Source organism: Dongia sp. agr-C8, assembly GCF_054658695.1.
The window spans coordinates 557,122-570,783 of sequence record NZ_BAAGHZ010000002.1 but is presented as its reverse complement, the minus strand read 5'-3'; the positions used below and the strand labels follow the sequence as shown (position 1 = coordinate 570,783).

Below are 13,662 nucleotides of genomic sequence, written 5' to 3'. Positions count from 1 at the left end.
CTTATTCCTTCACCGCCCCCGTCATCGAAGAGACATAGTAATCGACGAAGAAGGAATAGAGAATGACCACCGGCAGGGAGCCGAACAGCGCGCCCGCCATCAGCGCGCCCCATTCATAGACGTCGCTCCGCACCAGCTCGGTCAGCACGCCGACCGGCACGGTCTTGTTCTCCGACGACTGGATGAAGGTGAGCGCGTAGATGAACTCGTTCCAGGACAGGGTGAAGGCGAAGATGCCGGCGGAGATCAGCCCCGGGACCGAGAGCGGCAGGATGATCTTCCACAGGATCTGCAGCCGGGTCGCGCCGTCGATCAGCGCGCATTCCTCGAGTTCGTAGGGGATCGAGCGGAAATAGCCCATCAGCAGCCAGGTGCAGAAGGGAATGAGGAAGGTCGGGTAGGTGAGGATCAGCGCCCATTTGCTGTCATAGAGCCCGAGCTTGAACACCATGAAGGCGAGCGGGATGAACAGGATCGAGGGCGGCACCAGATAGGCCAGGAAGATCCCCAGGCCAACCTGCCGCGAGCCCTTGAAGCGCAGCCGCTCGATCGCATAGGCGCCGAACACCGCGGCGAAGATCGAGAGGAAGGTCGCCGCCGCCGAGATGACGATCGTGTTCCAGAGCCAGGGGAGGTAGGAGGTCTCGAACAGCAGGTAGCGGATATGCTCCAGCGTCGGCTTCACCACCCAGAACGGGCTGTAATTCTCGTAGTCGGTGAGCTGTTCGTTCGGCTTCAGCGCCGTGATGGTCATCCAGTAGAACGGAAACAGCAGCACGAAGATGAAGATCGCCAGCGGCAGGTAGATCGTCACCAGACGCCGCGGCGTCTTTTCAAGATAGGTGGCGCCGCCCTCGTCGGCACGCTTCTTCTTGCCCGTGGTCTCGGTCACGGCCATCAGTCGCGCCCTCCCTGCTGCCATTTGCGCCGCTGCAGGCCGAAATAGCTGAACAGGATCGCCGAGAGCAGGAACGGCACCATGGCGATCGCGATCGCCGCGCCCTCGCCGAGATGCCCGCCCGGAATCGCGCGCTGGAAGGAGAGCGTCGCCATCAGATGCGTGGCGTTGACCGGCCCGCCGCGGGTCAGCACGTAGATCAGCTGGAAGTCGGTGAAGGTGAACAGCACCGAGAAGGTCATCACCACCGCGATGATCGGGGTGAGCATCGGCAGGGTGACATGGCGCAGCCGCTGCCAGGAGTTGGCGCCGTCCAGCATCGCCGCCTCGTAGAGCGAGGGCGGGATGGTCTGCAGCCCGGCGAGCAGCGTGATCGCGACGAAGGGAATGCCGCGCCAGACATTGGCGGCGATCACCGACGCGCGCGCCAAGGTGGGATCGCCGAGGAAGTTGATCGGCGTCTGGATGATCCCGAGCTTCATCAGCGACCAGGAGAGGATCGAAAACTGCGCGTCGTAGATCCACCAGAAGGCGATCGCGGAGAGCACGGTCGGGACCACCCAGGGCAGCAGCACGATCGCGCGGAAGAAGGCCTTGAACGGCAGCCGCTCGTTCAGGATCAGCGCCAGCCAGAGGCCGAGCGCGAATTTCAGGATCGAGGCGGCCACGGTGTAGAGCACCGTGTTGAAGACCGAGAGCCAGAAGACGGAATCCGACCAGAGATATTCATAATTCTCCAGCCCGATGAAGATGCCTTCACGGCCGATCTGGGTGTCGGTGAAGCCGAGCCAGACGCCGAGCCCCAGCGGATAGGTGAGGAACAGCAGCAGGATCGCCGCCGCCGGCAGCAGGAAGATGCCGCCGAGGACGTTGCGGTTCTCCAGCAGACGGGAGAAGCCGCCGGCCCTTGCGGGGCCGGCGGAATTTGTGGTCAAGGTCGAAGCCATATCAGCTCTTGTAATACCGCTTCGCGCGCTGCTCGGCGCGGGCGATGGCGTCTTCCGGCGAACGCTGGCCGGTGACCGCTTCTGCGAACATGTCGACCAGCACGTAATCCGCCATCACACCGGCCGAGGCTGGCCCGAGCGGACCGGCATAGCCATTGGTGCGCAGCGTCTCCGATGCCTTGGCATAGGGCGCGAAGACCGGATCGGCGGTCCAGATCTTGTTGGCCGCATAGGCCTTCAGGGTCTGGCAGCAATAGGCGCTGGAGGCCTCGATCCAGGGATCCATCTGCGGCTGCTCGAACATGTATTGCAGATAGCGCATCGCCGCCTTCGGATACTTCGTATACTTGAAGATGACCGCCGAGGTGACCTGGTAGAGCTCGGCGGCCTGGCCGCTCGGGCCGATCGGGAAATTGGTCGAACCGATGTCGGCCGCGATCTCGGCCAGGGCCGGGTCCTTCTTCGCCGCGTAGTAGACCGAGACGCCGTTGGCGATCAGCGAGACCTGGTTCGCCAGGAAGGCGCGGTTGTTGTTGACGTCGAGCCAGCTTTCCGTGCCCGGCACGAAGTTCTTGTAGAGCTCGCTCGCGTACTTGACGGCTTCCAGCGTCTCCGGGCTGTTGATCGTGACGTTGCCCTGCTCGTCGACCATCTTGCCGCCATGGCTCCACAGCAGCCAATGGGCGTAGTTGTTGCCGTCTCCGACGCCATGGCCGTGGGTGAAGCCTGCGCCGAGCCCGTTTTTCTTCAAGCCCTGCACCAGTTTCAGGAAGCCGGCGGTGTCCTTCGGGAATTCGTCGAAGCCGGCAGCCTTCATCATGCTCTTGCGATACACGACCGCGTTGCCGATGGTGGCCAGCGGCAGGCCGACGAACTTGCCGTCGCGGGTCGCATAGGACTTCGGCCCGTCATACCAGCCGCCGTATTTGCCGCCGAGATAGTCGGCGAGTTCGGTCACGTCCAGCAGCTTGTCGGGATACTGGTGCGGGTCGTCGAACCAGACCCACATGATGTCCGGGCCGGAGCCGACATTGGCGGCGACCGCGGCCTTCGGGCGGATGTCCTCCCAGCTCTCCTTGTCGATGCGGACCTGGATGCCGGTTTCCTTGGAGAATTTTTCGGTGTTGGCCAGCCACTGCTTCTCGTCGCCCTCGACGAAGGGCGACCAGCGCGTCACGCGAAGCGTGGCGCCTTCTTCCGGCGTGATCTTCATGTCCTGCGCCGAGGCCGGGTTTCCGCCGAGCAGCCTGGCACCGACTGCGCCGGCGGCAAGGCCCGCCGTGCCGTGCATCAGCTGCCGCCGCGTGAGTCTGAACTTCGTCATGACGTTTCCTCCGTGTGGTTTGTTCTTGGGACGGCTCGAGAGGGAGCACGCGTTCCCGCGCGCAAGCGGATGGCCGACGAAGCTCCTCCCGAAATTCGTAATCCTGGCTGGCGGTCTCTTCGACGGACCTTCGAGCAAGCAATCAGTTGGGCCGGCTTCTGTTCCGCTTGCCCCGGCACCTTGCTGAAAGCGCTGTCATTCTAACCGGTATCCGTTGACTGGGATCAAGTCCTAAAAGCTGCGCTACGCCGAAACCAATTCCGACTTTGGTCGAACTTGAAATGTCGGATCAAAGGGTTATCCGCGATCGAGTCGGCGGGCGAGTTCGTCGAGGATCGGCACCTGGCCCGGCTGGATCTGCTTCCGCGCCAGCGCCAGGGGAAACCAGGCGGCCCGATCGACCTCCGGAAAGGCCTGCTTTTTCCCCGATTTGGGCGGCCATTCCATCTCAAACAGGTTGCTGGTGACCCGCTCGACGTCGAGGTCCTGCTCGACGGCGAAGGCGTGGATCACCTTGCGGCTCGGCTGCTTCAACGGGGTGAGCGCGAGCGCTTCGGCTTCGACGCGGGCGCCGATCTCTTCGGCGAACTCGCGGCGCGCGGCGGCGAGCGGCGCCTCGTCCTCCGCGAACTCGCCCTTGGGGATCGACCAGGCGCCCAGATCCTTCTTGGCCCAGAACGGCCCGCCGGGATGGGCGAGCAGAACCTCCAGCCCCTGGTCTCCCCGGCGATAGAGCAGCAATCCGGCGCTTTGCTTCGGCATGGACTTGCCATTAAGGATTAAGGCAGCCGGGCAAGACCGGACTCACCGTTTCGTCACCGCCCGCGGGGGAAATTTGCGCCATAATAACGGCCAAGTCCGCCGCGATCTCGGCGTTCCTCAGGAGTGAAGCGCATGTTCCGGGTCTCCTCTGTCCGCGCGGCTGCGGTTGCCGCCGCCTTCGCCTTGTCAGGCTCCCATTCCGCCGCCCAGGCGCAGGATTCCACTTTGCAGGATGCACAGAAACAGGCCGTCGAGGGCATCGGCAAGCTGCTCGAGGCGTTGCAGATGTTCGTGAAGTCGGTGCCGCAATACGCGGCGCCCGAAGTGCTGCCGAACGGCGACATCATCATCCGCCGCATTCCTCAGAAGCAGGAGCCGGCGCCGGAAAAGCCGAAGACCGACGACGACGGCACCAGCAGCACCTGATCAGGCCGGCGCAGTCGCCGTCCGGCGCTGTTGGGTCGCCGCCGCGTAGATCGCGACCGCAATCACGTTCGGTAGCCAGGCGGTGTAGGCGAGCCAGGGCGACATCGCCGCATAGCTCTCATAGCCGAGCGCAAAGCCGATCGGGATTTGCAGGCGCAGGGTCACGGCGGCGAAAGTCATCGCATAGCTGAACCGCATCAGCAGGCGATGCAGTGGAAAGCGCCGCTGGACGGCCGCGCGCCACGCCGCGAGCGTCACGCCGATCCACAGCACCGCGAGCAGCCCGAAGCCGAAGCCGGCGACCGGGCCGCCGGTCGCCTCGAACGCGGTCGCGAGCCCGCCCGCCCCGGCGATGACGCAGGCGGCGACGTAGACCCGGCCCGACCCGCGATGCAGCTGCGGATATCGGCTGCGGAGGCGCGGCATGAACTGGAACGGGCCGAGCAGCAGCGCCACCGGCGCCACCAGCATGTGGATCAGCGTCCGCAGCGGGAACTGCTCGATCAAGCCCCGGATGTCGGGATCGATTCCGGGCCAGCCGCCGAACGGCGCGGCGGCGAAGCGCAACGAGAACAGCGCGACGCCGGCGGCAAGCAGTGCCATCGCGGCCATGCCGATGCGGGAAACGTGCTGGCCCATGGCCATCCTCCGGGCTACGATCTGAACACTGTCAAGCAGGATAGGGGTTGATTTGAACACTGTCAAGATTGCGCGCGGCAAGCGGCCGGCGCGGCGCGGCTACCATCACGGCGATCTGCGGGCGGCGCTCATTGCCGCCGCGGAGCAGCTGGTGGTCGAGCGCGGGGTGGACGGCTTCACCTTGCGCGAGGCGGCGCGGCGCGCCGGCGTCTCCCCGGCGGCGCCGGCGCATCATTTCAACGACATGCGCGGCCTGCTGACGGCGGTGGCGCAGCTCGGCTTTCGCGATTTCGCCGATGCATTGGAGGCAGCGGATCGGCGCGGCGGCGCGGATCCGCTGCTTCGCCTGCGCGAGCAGGGCGCCGCCTATGTCGCCTTCGCTCTGCATTTCCCGGGGCGGTTCCTGCTCATGTTCCGGCACGACAAGCACGACAAGGACAACGCGGAATTCGTCGCCGAGGCGCGGCGCGCTTACCGGGTCTTGGAAGACGCGGTGCGGGCCGCCACCGGCACGGCGTCCCATGCTCCGCTGAGCGCGGAGGGACAGGGCTTTCTGCTGGCCACCTGGTCGATCGTGCATGGCTTCGCCCATCTCGCACTCGGCGGCGAGCTCGGGCCGGCGCCGGAGACGAAAAAGGGCAGAAGCGCGATACTCGAAACGCTTTTGCCTGCTATGCTGCAGCATCTGCCGCGATTGCCATAAGAAGAAATGACGTCAGCACCCGACCGTAAATCCCTCAACGCCTTCTGCGAACATGTCGACATCCGGATCCCGGGCAAACCCGGCGGGCCGCTTGCCGGTCTCGGTTTCGCGGCCAAGGATATCTTCGACGTCGCGGGCCACACATGTTGCTGCGGCAATCCGGACTGGCTCAGCAGTCACGCGCCCGCGACCCGTACCGCGCCGGTCATCACGCGCCTGGTCGAGGCGGGCGCCACCATGGTCGGCAAGACCATCACCGACGAGCTCGCCTACAGCCTGAACGGCCAGAACTTCCATTACGGCACGCCGCGCAACGGCGGCGCGCCGGATCGCATTCCCGGCGGCTCCTCCTCGGGCTCGGTCTCGGCGGTGGCGAACGGCGCGGCGGATTTCGCGCTGGGCAGCGATACCGGCGGCTCGGTGCGCATACCGGCCTGTCTCAACGGCATCTGCGGCATCCGCCCGACTCATGGCGCCACCGATCTCAGCGGGGTGATGCCGCTGGCGCCGAGCTTCGACACCGTCGGCTGGTTCGCCCGCGACGCGGCGCTGCTGGCCAAGGTCGGCGACGTGCTGCTGCCCGAAGACCGTGTCCAGGATCAGCTCGGCCGCGCCGTCCTCATCCCGACCGATGCCTGGGCGCTCGCGGATCCGGAGGTGCGCGCGGTCCTGTGGGCGGCGCTCGACCGCCTGGTCTTGCCGCCGCGGCAGGAGATCGACCTGGCCGGGCCGACCGGCGGGCTCGACGTCTGGCGGACTACCTTCCGCACCATTCAGATGCGCGAGATCTGGGGACAGCACGGCGCCTGGATCGAAAGCCGCAAACCCGTCTTCGGCCCGGAGATCGCCGAACGCTTCGCCCTCGCCAAGGAAACCGCCGCCAAGCCCGATCAGGGCGAGGTGAAGCTGCGCGAGGAGATCCGTTCGCTGCTGGATGAATACCTGGCCGACGGCGCGGTGATGGTGATCCCGACCGCCGCCGACATCGCGCCCCTGAAGACCCAATCCGCCGCGGAATCACTCCGCTTCCGCGACCGTACCCTGAGCTTGACCGCGCTCTCGAACCTGACCGGCGTCCCGCAGGTGCAGGTTCCCGCTGGCCGTGTGCACGGCGCGCCGGTCGGGCTCTCCTTCATCGCCGCGCGCGGCAGTGACCGCGCGCTGCTGAAATTCGCGGCTCTAGCTGTCGTATGACAAGATCGTGCTGAACGGGATGTCGAGCCGCGCCCTTCCCGCGAGGAAGGTGAGCTCGATGATCGACGCGGCACCGACGACATCGCCGCCGACCTGGCGCAGCAGCTGGATCGCCGCCGCCATGGTGCCGCCGGTCGCCAGCAGGTCGTCCAGCACCACGACGCGCTCGCCCGGCTCGATCGCGTCGGCCTGCACCTCGACCACGTCCTGGCCGTATTCGAGGTCGTAGTGGTGGCGGATGACCTCGCCCGGCAGCTTGCCGCGCTTCCGCACCATCACGAAGCCGATGCCGAGCAGATAGGAGAGGGGGGCTGCAACCAGGAAGCCGCGGCTCTCGATCCCGACCAGCTTATGCGGCTTCAGGGGCTCGATCGCGGTCTTCAGGCGATCCACCGTCTCGCGCCAGGCCTCGGGATTAATCAGCAGCGTGGAGATGTCGTAGAACAGGATGCCCGGTTTCGGGAAATCCGGGACGTGCCGGACATGCGCCTTCAGGTCGAATTCTGGCTTCATCGCGAAATCCCGGTCAGGAGAATAGGCCCGGTGGAAATGCGCCGGGCGCAGGCTGTATAAGCCATTTGTCGGTGTTGTCAAAGCTCGCGGGAGGGTACGGGAACGGCATGGCGAAGGCCCAGAAGATCGACAAGATGGACCTCAAGATCCTGTCTGTGCTGCAGACCGATGGGCGGATGAGCAACACCGAGCTCGCGGCCAAGGTCGGGCTCTCGGCCAGCCCCTGCCATGCCCGGCAGCGCGATCTCGAGAAGCAGAAGGTGATCCGCGGCTACCGCGCCGACATCGACATGGCCCGGCTCACCGACTATGTCGAGATCCTGAGCTTCGTCACCCTGCACAAGCATGGCCGCGCGCAGCAGGGCGCCTTCGAGACCCTGATCCAGGAAACCCCGCAAGCGATCGCCTGCTACCAGATCTCCGGCAATTTCGACTACATCGTCCACTTCATCTGCCGCTCGGTGGGCGACTATGTCTCGCTGCACCACGACCTGATCGAGCAGGAGCCGAACATCGCCTCGGTCACCACCAACGTCATCATGGCCGAGACCAAGAAGTTCGCCGGCTACCCGGTGAAGGAACTGGTGGAGCCGGCGCCGCCGAAGGAGTGAGCGCACGCCACGCGCCGCCGTGACTCGCACCCCCACCCCGACCCTCCCCCGAATCGGGGAGGGAGAAGAGTCCCCGCCCCCGAAGCGGGGCGGGCCAGGGCGGGGGTAAGAATCACCGAAAAGCTGGAGCGCCCCAAAAACCCCCACCAGAAGAATCTTCCGGTTTCCGCCCTTAACCTTGGTAAATCTCCTGGCCGGGGCGGCAAAATCGGCAGCAACTCTTTGGCCTTCCACACTATTTTAACCCCCAGATCAGATGATGATCGCCGCTTCGGACGGTGGAAACACCGCTCCCGGGCGGCGTTTCTCTTTTAGAGCCCGAAACCGAACCTCCAACGTCACGAAGTGGAAAAATAACGAGAGATGAAGAACAACCTCGCCAAGGTCGCCCGCAGCCGGACCACCAACGCCCCGGCGGTGGCCAATTCGAACCTGAAGCTGGCGGTCGCCGCCGCTGCAGAAGCCCTGGCGCCGGATCATTCCCGGATCATCTCTTATCTCGAGGCCAACAAGCCCGCGACGCCCTGCCTGGTGGTCGATCTCTCGATCGTCGCCGGCAAGTACGGTGATCTGCGCGCGGCGCTCCCGGCCGCGGAAATCTTCTACGCCGTGAAGGCGAACCCGGCGCCGGAGATCCTCGGCCGCCTGGTCGCGCTCGGCTCTTCCTTCGACACCGCGTCCGCCGGCGAGATCCGCCAGGTGCTGGCCGCCGGCGCCAAGCCGGCGCAGATCAGCTTCGGCAACACCATCAAGAAGCCGGCCGACATCGCCTTCGCGCATGCCGCGGGCGTCGATCTCTTCGCCTTCGATTCCGCGGCCGAGCTCGTCAAGATCGCCCAGCACGCGCCGGGCGCCCGCGTCTTCTGCCGCATCCTGGTGGAAGGCGAGGGCGCGCTCTGGCCCTTGAACCGGAAGTTCGGCTGCGCCCCGGAAATGGCCGCCGACCTGCTGGTCTCGGCGGCGGCGCAGGGGCTGGAGCCGGTCGGCGTCTCCTTCCATGTCGGCTCGCAGCAGCTCGACCCGACGCAATGGGGCGCGGCGATCGCGAACGCGAAGTGGGTGTTCGACCGTGCCGCCGCGCAGGGCGTCACCTTGAGCCTGATCGATCTCGGCGGCGGCTTCCCGGCGACCTACGGTCCGGGCGTGCCGACCGTCGCCGCCTATGGCGCCGCGATCCGGCGCGCGCTCAAGGCGAGCTTCGGCGCGAAGCAGCCGGAGATCATCATCGAGCCCGGTCGCTACATGGTCGGCGATGCCGGCGTGCTCGAGACCGAAGTCGTTCTCGTCTCGCAGAAGTCCTATGAAGATGACCGCCGCTGGGTCTATCTCGACGTCGGCCGCTTCGGCGGTCTGGCGGAAGTGGAGGGCGAGGCGATCCGCTATCGCATCCGTCCGGTCGCCGAGAGCAACGCCCCGGAAGCCCCGGTCGTGCTGGCCGGCCCGACCTGCGATTCCGCGGACATCCTCTACGACAAGGCCGGCTACACCCTGCCGTCCGATCTTGCGAGCGGCGCCCGGCTCCGGCTCTATTCGACCGGCGCCTACACGACCACCTATTCCGCGGTCAATTTCAACGGCTTCGACCCGCTCCGGGCGATTTACATCTAAGGTTTTCGGAACGGCCGCGCCGGCTCCAGGTTTAGACCTGGGGCTGGTCGCGGCCGTCTTCGCCGTGCCATAGTCTTGGCCCTGATTTGCGACAGTACGGGCATCCCGATGCGGCGCCGAAAATTCCGGATCCTGGCGGCTTTGAGCCTCGCGTTTGCGCTCGACGCGCATGTCGCGCAAGCCGGCGCGCAGCGTCCGATCATCGGCCAGTGGTGCGGCGTGGACGATTACGTGATCAACGTCGCCGCCGACGACATCTTCTTCCATCCGCGCCGGGGCTTCTACTCGCCGCCCGCGATCAACGTCAGCGTCGGCCAGGACCGTGCCAGCTACAGCCAGCGCTATGAGTCGATGCAGGTGACGGTGAGCTGCACCCTGGTGATCACCGGCATGCAGGCGGCGACCGAGACCTGCGACAATCCGGAAGAGAGTTTCTATCCCAAGCAGGGCGAGACGGCGGAGCTGTATCGCTGCATGCCGAAGCCGGAACCGAGCGTCTGAACGCCATCGGAATTTGACATGACCGATGCGGGATGGGTGAAGGCAGGACCCGGGAGCAATGGCCAGGCTTGGCAGTTCGGCGGGGCCTGGACGCTCAGCCATGCCAATGCGCTCGATCAAGCCACGACCGCGCTCCGGCCCGCTTCCGGTGCCGTCACCCTCGACCTCTCCGCGATCGATGCGATGGACACCGCCGGCGCCTGGCTGATCATGCGCACCGCGGAGCGCGCGGGCGCGGGCGGCGCCCAGGTCCAGTGGATCCAGCCGCCGGAGGCGCTGCTGCCGCTGTTTCAGCGCGTGCTCGATGCGGGACCCGAGACCTCCGAGCGGCCGAAGCAGCGCGTCTTCTTTCTCGACTGGCTGGTCGACCTCGGCGCCGCGACCGAAGCCGTGCTGAAGGAATCGCTCGACCTGCTGGCCTTCTTCGGCGCGCTGGTCGAGACCCTGGGGCGGATCATCGTCAACCCGCGGCGCCTGCGCTGGGTCTCGGTGGTCTCGCATATCGAGCGCACCGGCTTGAACGCGCTTCCCATCATCGGCCTGATCTCCTTCCTGGTCGGCGTCGTGCTCGCCTTCCAGGGCGCGGACCAGCTGAGCCGCTTCGGCGCCCAGATCTACACCATCAACATGGTCGGCATCATGGTGCTGCGCGAGATGGGCGTGCTGCTGACCGCGATCGTCGTCGCGGGCCGGTCGGGCTCCGCCTTCACCGCCGAGATCGGCGCCATGCAGGTGAACGAGGAAGTGGATGCGCTGCGCGTCACCGGCCTGGATCCCATGGAGGTCCTGGTGGTGCCGCGGGTGCTGGCGCTGATGATCTCGCTGCCGCTGCTGACTTTCTTCGCCGACATCATGGGCCTGCTCGGCGGCGGGCTGATCAGCATCGGCCTGCTCGACACCACCTTCGCCGGCTATTGGGCGCGGCTGAACAACGCCGTCATCCTCAATACCTATCTCGTCGGCATCATCAAGGCTCCGGTGTTTGCCATGATGATCGCGCTGGTCGGTTGTTTCGAAGGCCTGCGTGTCTCTGGTTCGGCGGAAAGCGTCGGCCGCCTGACCACCCGCTCGGTGGTCGAAGGCATCTTCCTGGTCATCATCTTCGACGCCTTCTTTTCCGTCCTCTTCTCCTACATTGGATTTTGAGCCATGGCGGACTGGAACGAACCCCTGATCGCCCCGCCGATCATATCGCTCCGAGGCATCGTCAACCGCTTCGGCAAGCAGGTGGTCCATAATGGGGTCGATCTCGACGTGCAGCGCGGCGAGGTGCTCGGCATCGTCGGCGGCTCGGGCAGCGGCAAGTCGGTGCTGCTGCGGACCATCATCGGCCTGAACCGTCCGGCAGAGGGCTCGATCGAGGTCCTCGGCAAGTCAATGCTGGAAATGAACGAGCGCGAGCGGCGCGAGATCGAGGAACGCTGGGGCGTGCTGTTCCAGAACGGCGCGCTGTTCAGCTCGCTGACCGTGACCGAGAACATCGAGGCGCCGCTCAAAGAGCACACCCACCTGCCGCCCGAACTCCGCCGCGAGATCGCCGAGTTGAAGATCCGCCTGGTCGGCCTCGCGCCCGAGGCCGGCGCCAAGTACCCGTCCGAGTTATCCGGCGGCATGAAGAAGCGGGCGGGCCTGGCGCGCGCCTTGGCGCTCGACCCCGAGATCCTGTTTCTCGACGAACCGACCGCCGGCCTCGACCCGATCGGCGCCGCCGAGTTCGACGAACTCATCCAGAGCCTGCAGCGCAGCCTGGGCCTGACGGTGGTGATGATCACCCATGATCTGGACAGCTTGGCGGCGATCTGCGACCGTATCGCGGTGCTGGTGGACAAGAAGATCAAGGTCGGCACTTTGGCGGAATTGCAGCGCGACAATCACCCGTGGATCAAGTCCTACTTCCACGGACCACGGGCACGCGCCGCCGGAATCGGCGCCGCGCCGCAACCGCAACCGGCCAGCTGAGCGAAAGAGCGATGGAGACCAGAGCCAGACACCTTGCCGTGGGCGCCTTCGTCATGGTGCTCGTCATCTGTGGCGGCCTGTTCGCGGTCTGGGTCGCGAAGTTCAGCGGCCAGGTGACCTTCGTACCCTATTACACGCGCTTCAGCGGCTCGGTCTCGCAGATGCGAGTCGACACCACTGTGCTGTTCGGCGGCATTCCGGTCGGCCGCGTCACCGACGTGCGGATCGACTCGGAGAATTCCGAGCTGGCCCGGGTCGATTTCGTGGTGCGCGACCACACGCCGATCCGCACCGACTCCCAGGCCACCATCGAGATCCAGAGCATCGCCGGCGGCGTCGGCCTGCAGATCAGCCGCGGCAGCAGCAATGCCGACCTCCTGGCGCCGGGGAAGGAAGTGAAAGGCGGCGTCTCGCCGCTGGAACGCCTGGTGTCGCAGGCGCCGAACCTGCTCGCCAAGCTGACGACGATCGCCGAAAACCTCAACAAGATGCTGAGCGACGAGAACCGCGTGGCGCTGACCCAGACCCTCGGCAATCTGCGCGATCTCTCGGTCAACCTCAACAGCCACCAGGACCAGATCAACACCCTGCTCGATACCGGCAACACCGCGGTCGCTAATTTCGCCGAAGCGGGCGTCTCGCTGCGCCAGCTCGCCGACCAGCTCAACAAGAGCGCCGGCGCCGTGACCGGCGATGCCAAGCAGGCCATCCAGAGCTTCGACCAGATGTCCAAGGCCTTCAAGCAGACCGCCGATCAGCTGAACGGCCTGGTGGCCGACAACCGCGGGCCGCTGAAGCAGTTCACCGGCAGTGCGCTCTACGAGGCGACCGACCTGATCGCCCAGCTCCGCGAACTCGCCGGCTCGATGGCCCGCATCTCCGAGGAGATCGAGCGCGACCCGGCGCGCTTCTTCCTGAGCGACCGCAACAAGGGAGTGAATCCCCAGTGATCTCCTTCAAAGGAGTGACCCCCTTGAATCCATTGGGCCGGCGCCGATTCCTCGTCCTCTCGGCCGCCGGTCTTGCCGGCTGCGGGATCGTGCCCGACGTCAACAAGCCGCTGACGCTCTACACCGTGAAGCCGAAGCTCAGTCTGGCCGAGCCGCCGGCCAAGGTCGCCTGGCAGCTGGTCGTGGCCGAGCCCGCCGCCGAACGCGACATCGACACCACCCGGATTGCGCTCACCCGCACACCGAACGTCATCGAGTATTTCGCCGACGGCAACTGGTCCGACACCGCGCCGAAGATGGTGCAGGCCAAGATGATCGAGGCCTTTGAATCCACCAACGCAATCGTCGCGGTCGGCCGCGATGCCGCGGGCCTGCGCGCCGACTACATCCTGCAATCCGATCTCCGCGACTTCCAGGCCGACTACACCGGCGGTACGGCGAATGCGCATATCCGCCTGATCGCCAAGCTGGTGCAGATGCCCGACCGCCGCATCACCCGCACCGTCTCCGCCGAGACGACGGTCCCGGCGGCAGGAAAGGATCTCGGCGCCATCGTCGTCGCCTTCGAAGCGGCGCTCGGTCAGGCTTTGAGCAAGATCGTCACCGGAATCCTCGCCACCAGTTGAG

Annotated in this window: 16 protein-coding genes; 10 read left to right on the top strand and 6 right to left on the bottom strand. The window is 65.9% G+C overall.

Annotation, left to right across the window (positions count from 1 at the left end):
* Position 1: 1 nt before the first annotated feature.
* From ACYQ4T_RS10230 to ACYQ4T_RS10215, 4 genes are all read right to left on the bottom strand, one after another.
* On the bottom strand, positions 2 to 898 hold the full coding sequence (locus ACYQ4T_RS10230; RefSeq protein WP_459853356.1) for a carbohydrate ABC transporter permease: 897 nt from the start codon (positions 896 to 898) through the stop codon (positions 2 to 4).
* Complete coding sequence (locus ACYQ4T_RS10225) at positions 898 to 1,845, bottom strand: carbohydrate ABC transporter permease (protein ID WP_459853353.1); 948 nt, start codon at positions 1,843 to 1,845, stop codon at positions 898 to 900. Before ACYQ4T_RS10225 ends, ACYQ4T_RS10230 begins: the two co-directional genes overlap by 1 nt.
* A gap of 1 nt (position 1,846) precedes the next feature.
* Positions 1,847 to 3,169, bottom strand: a complete 1,323-nt coding sequence (locus ACYQ4T_RS10220; RefSeq protein ID WP_459853351.1) for an ABC transporter substrate-binding protein — start codon at positions 3,167 to 3,169, stop codon at positions 1,847 to 1,849.
* Positions 3,170 to 3,466: 297 nt separating this feature from the next.
* Entirely contained in the window at positions 3,467 to 3,931 is a 465-nt protein-coding gene (locus tag ACYQ4T_RS10215) for an NUDIX domain-containing protein (protein WP_459853348.1), read from the bottom strand.
* A gap of 132 nt (positions 3,932 to 4,063) precedes the next feature.
* On the opposite strand from ACYQ4T_RS10215, the gene ACYQ4T_RS10210 reads away from it, so the two are divergent.
* Entirely contained in the window at positions 4,064 to 4,357 is a 294-nt protein-coding gene (locus tag ACYQ4T_RS10210) for a hypothetical protein (protein ID WP_459853346.1), read from the top strand.
* Here the strand turns inward: ACYQ4T_RS10210 and ACYQ4T_RS10205 are convergent, their stop codons facing one another.
* Positions 4,358 to 4,996: a DUF2306 domain-containing protein gene (locus ACYQ4T_RS10205; protein WP_459853343.1), complete on the bottom strand. Its 639-nt coding sequence runs from the start codon at positions 4,994 to 4,996 to the stop codon at positions 4,358 to 4,360.
* A gap of 52 nt (positions 4,997 to 5,048) precedes the next feature.
* Here ACYQ4T_RS10205 and ACYQ4T_RS10200 point away from each other — a divergent pair, with 52 nt between their 5' ends.
* Together ACYQ4T_RS10200 and ACYQ4T_RS10195 are read left to right on the top strand one after the other, a co-directional pair.
* Positions 5,049 to 5,699: a TetR/AcrR family transcriptional regulator gene (locus ACYQ4T_RS10200; RefSeq protein ID WP_459853341.1), complete on the top strand. Its 651-nt coding sequence runs from the start codon at positions 5,049 to 5,051 to the stop codon at positions 5,697 to 5,699.
* A 6-nt stretch (positions 5,700 to 5,705) separates the two neighbouring features.
* The gene (locus ACYQ4T_RS10195; RefSeq protein ID WP_459853339.1) at positions 5,706 to 6,893 is read left to right on the top strand and encodes an amidase; all 1,188 of its coding nucleotides are present in this window, start codon (positions 5,706 to 5,708) and stop codon (positions 6,891 to 6,893) included.
* On the opposite strand, the gene ACYQ4T_RS10190 is transcribed toward ACYQ4T_RS10195, so the two are convergent.
* Positions 6,879 to 7,406 carry an adenine phosphoribosyltransferase gene (locus ACYQ4T_RS10190; protein WP_459853336.1) on the bottom strand — a complete coding sequence of 176 codons (528 nt, stop codon included), beginning with the start codon at positions 7,404 to 7,406 and terminating at the stop codon, positions 6,879 to 6,881. The two genes, ACYQ4T_RS10195 and ACYQ4T_RS10190, sit on opposite strands and share 15 nt — an antisense overlap.
* Before the next feature lie 107 nt (positions 7,407 to 7,513).
* Between ACYQ4T_RS10190 and ACYQ4T_RS10185 the strand changes: the two genes are divergently transcribed.
* The 7 genes from ACYQ4T_RS10185 (at position 7,514) to ACYQ4T_RS10155 (ending at position 13,661) form a co-directional block, all read left to right on the top strand.
* On the top strand, positions 7,514 to 8,017 hold the full coding sequence (locus ACYQ4T_RS10185) for an Lrp/AsnC family transcriptional regulator (protein ID WP_459853333.1): 504 nt from the start codon (positions 7,514 to 7,516) through the stop codon (positions 8,015 to 8,017).
* A 363-nt stretch (positions 8,018 to 8,380) separates the two neighbouring features.
* Positions 8,381 to 9,625 carry a type III PLP-dependent enzyme gene (locus ACYQ4T_RS10180; RefSeq protein ID WP_459853330.1) on the top strand — a complete coding sequence of 415 codons (1,245 nt, stop codon included), beginning with the start codon at positions 8,381 to 8,383 and terminating at the stop codon, positions 9,623 to 9,625.
* 108 nt (positions 9,626 to 9,733) lie between these two features.
* Positions 9,734 to 10,126: a hypothetical protein gene (locus tag ACYQ4T_RS10175; protein ID WP_459853328.1), complete on the top strand. Its 393-nt coding sequence runs from the start codon at positions 9,734 to 9,736 to the stop codon at positions 10,124 to 10,126.
* An 18-nt stretch (positions 10,127 to 10,144) separates the two neighbouring features.
* Positions 10,145 to 11,272, top strand: coding sequence for an MlaE family lipid ABC transporter permease subunit (locus tag ACYQ4T_RS10170; RefSeq protein WP_459853325.1), 1,128 nt, complete (start codon positions 10,145 to 10,147; stop codon positions 11,270 to 11,272).
* A gap of 3 nt (positions 11,273 to 11,275) precedes the next feature.
* Positions 11,276 to 12,085, top strand: a complete 810-nt coding sequence (locus ACYQ4T_RS10165) for an ABC transporter ATP-binding protein (RefSeq protein ID WP_459853323.1) — start codon at positions 11,276 to 11,278, stop codon at positions 12,083 to 12,085.
* Between the two features lie 11 nt (positions 12,086 to 12,096).
* Positions 12,097 to 13,035: an MlaD family protein gene (locus ACYQ4T_RS10160; RefSeq protein WP_459853321.1), complete on the top strand. Its 939-nt coding sequence runs from the start codon at positions 12,097 to 12,099 to the stop codon at positions 13,033 to 13,035.
* Between the two features lie 23 nt (positions 13,036 to 13,058).
* Positions 13,059 to 13,661, top strand: coding sequence for an ABC-type transport auxiliary lipoprotein family protein (locus ACYQ4T_RS10155; protein WP_459853319.1), 603 nt, complete (start codon positions 13,059 to 13,061; stop codon positions 13,659 to 13,661).
* Position 13,662 lies beyond the last annotated feature (1 nt).

What these genes read in the sequence shown, in the direction of transcription:
- ACYQ4T_RS10215 (WP_459853348.1), bottom strand. Translation starts at nt 3,931, where the DNA reads ATGCCGAAGCAAAGCGCCGGATTGCTGCTCTATCGCCGGGGAGACCAG.
- ACYQ4T_RS10180 (WP_459853330.1), top strand. Translation starts at nt 8,381, where the DNA reads ATGAAGAACAACCTCGCCAAGGTCGCCCGCAGCCGGACCACCAACGCC.
- ACYQ4T_RS10225 (WP_459853353.1), bottom strand. Translation starts at nt 1,845, where the DNA reads ATGGCTTCGACCTTGACCACAAATTCCGCCGGCCCCGCAAGGGCCGGC.
- ACYQ4T_RS10185 (WP_459853333.1), top strand. Translation starts at nt 7,514, where the DNA reads ATGGCGAAGGCCCAGAAGATCGACAAGATGGACCTCAAGATCCTGTCT.
- ACYQ4T_RS10170 (WP_459853325.1), top strand. Translation starts at nt 10,145, where the DNA reads ATGACCGATGCGGGATGGGTGAAGGCAGGACCCGGGAGCAATGGCCAG.
- ACYQ4T_RS10165 (WP_459853323.1), top strand. Translation starts at nt 11,276, where the DNA reads ATGGCGGACTGGAACGAACCCCTGATCGCCCCGCCGATCATATCGCTC.
- ACYQ4T_RS10230 (WP_459853356.1), bottom strand. Translation starts at nt 898, where the DNA reads ATGGCCGTGACCGAGACCACGGGCAAGAAGAAGCGTGCCGACGAGGGC.
- ACYQ4T_RS10220 (WP_459853351.1), bottom strand. Translation starts at nt 3,169, where the DNA reads ATGACGAAGTTCAGACTCACGCGGCGGCAGCTGATGCACGGCACGGCG.
- ACYQ4T_RS10160 (WP_459853321.1), top strand. Translation starts at nt 12,097, where the DNA reads ATGGAGACCAGAGCCAGACACCTTGCCGTGGGCGCCTTCGTCATGGTG.
- ACYQ4T_RS10190 (WP_459853336.1), bottom strand. Translation starts at nt 7,406, where the DNA reads ATGAAGCCAGAATTCGACCTGAAGGCGCATGTCCGGCACGTCCCGGAT.
- ACYQ4T_RS10195 (WP_459853339.1), top strand. Translation starts at nt 5,706, where the DNA reads ATGACGTCAGCACCCGACCGTAAATCCCTCAACGCCTTCTGCGAACAT.
- ACYQ4T_RS10205 (WP_459853343.1), bottom strand. Translation starts at nt 4,996, where the DNA reads ATGGGCCAGCACGTTTCCCGCATCGGCATGGCCGCGATGGCACTGCTT.
- ACYQ4T_RS10210 (WP_459853346.1), top strand. Translation starts at nt 4,064, where the DNA reads ATGTTCCGGGTCTCCTCTGTCCGCGCGGCTGCGGTTGCCGCCGCCTTC.
- ACYQ4T_RS10175 (WP_459853328.1), top strand. Translation starts at nt 9,734, where the DNA reads ATGCGGCGCCGAAAATTCCGGATCCTGGCGGCTTTGAGCCTCGCGTTT.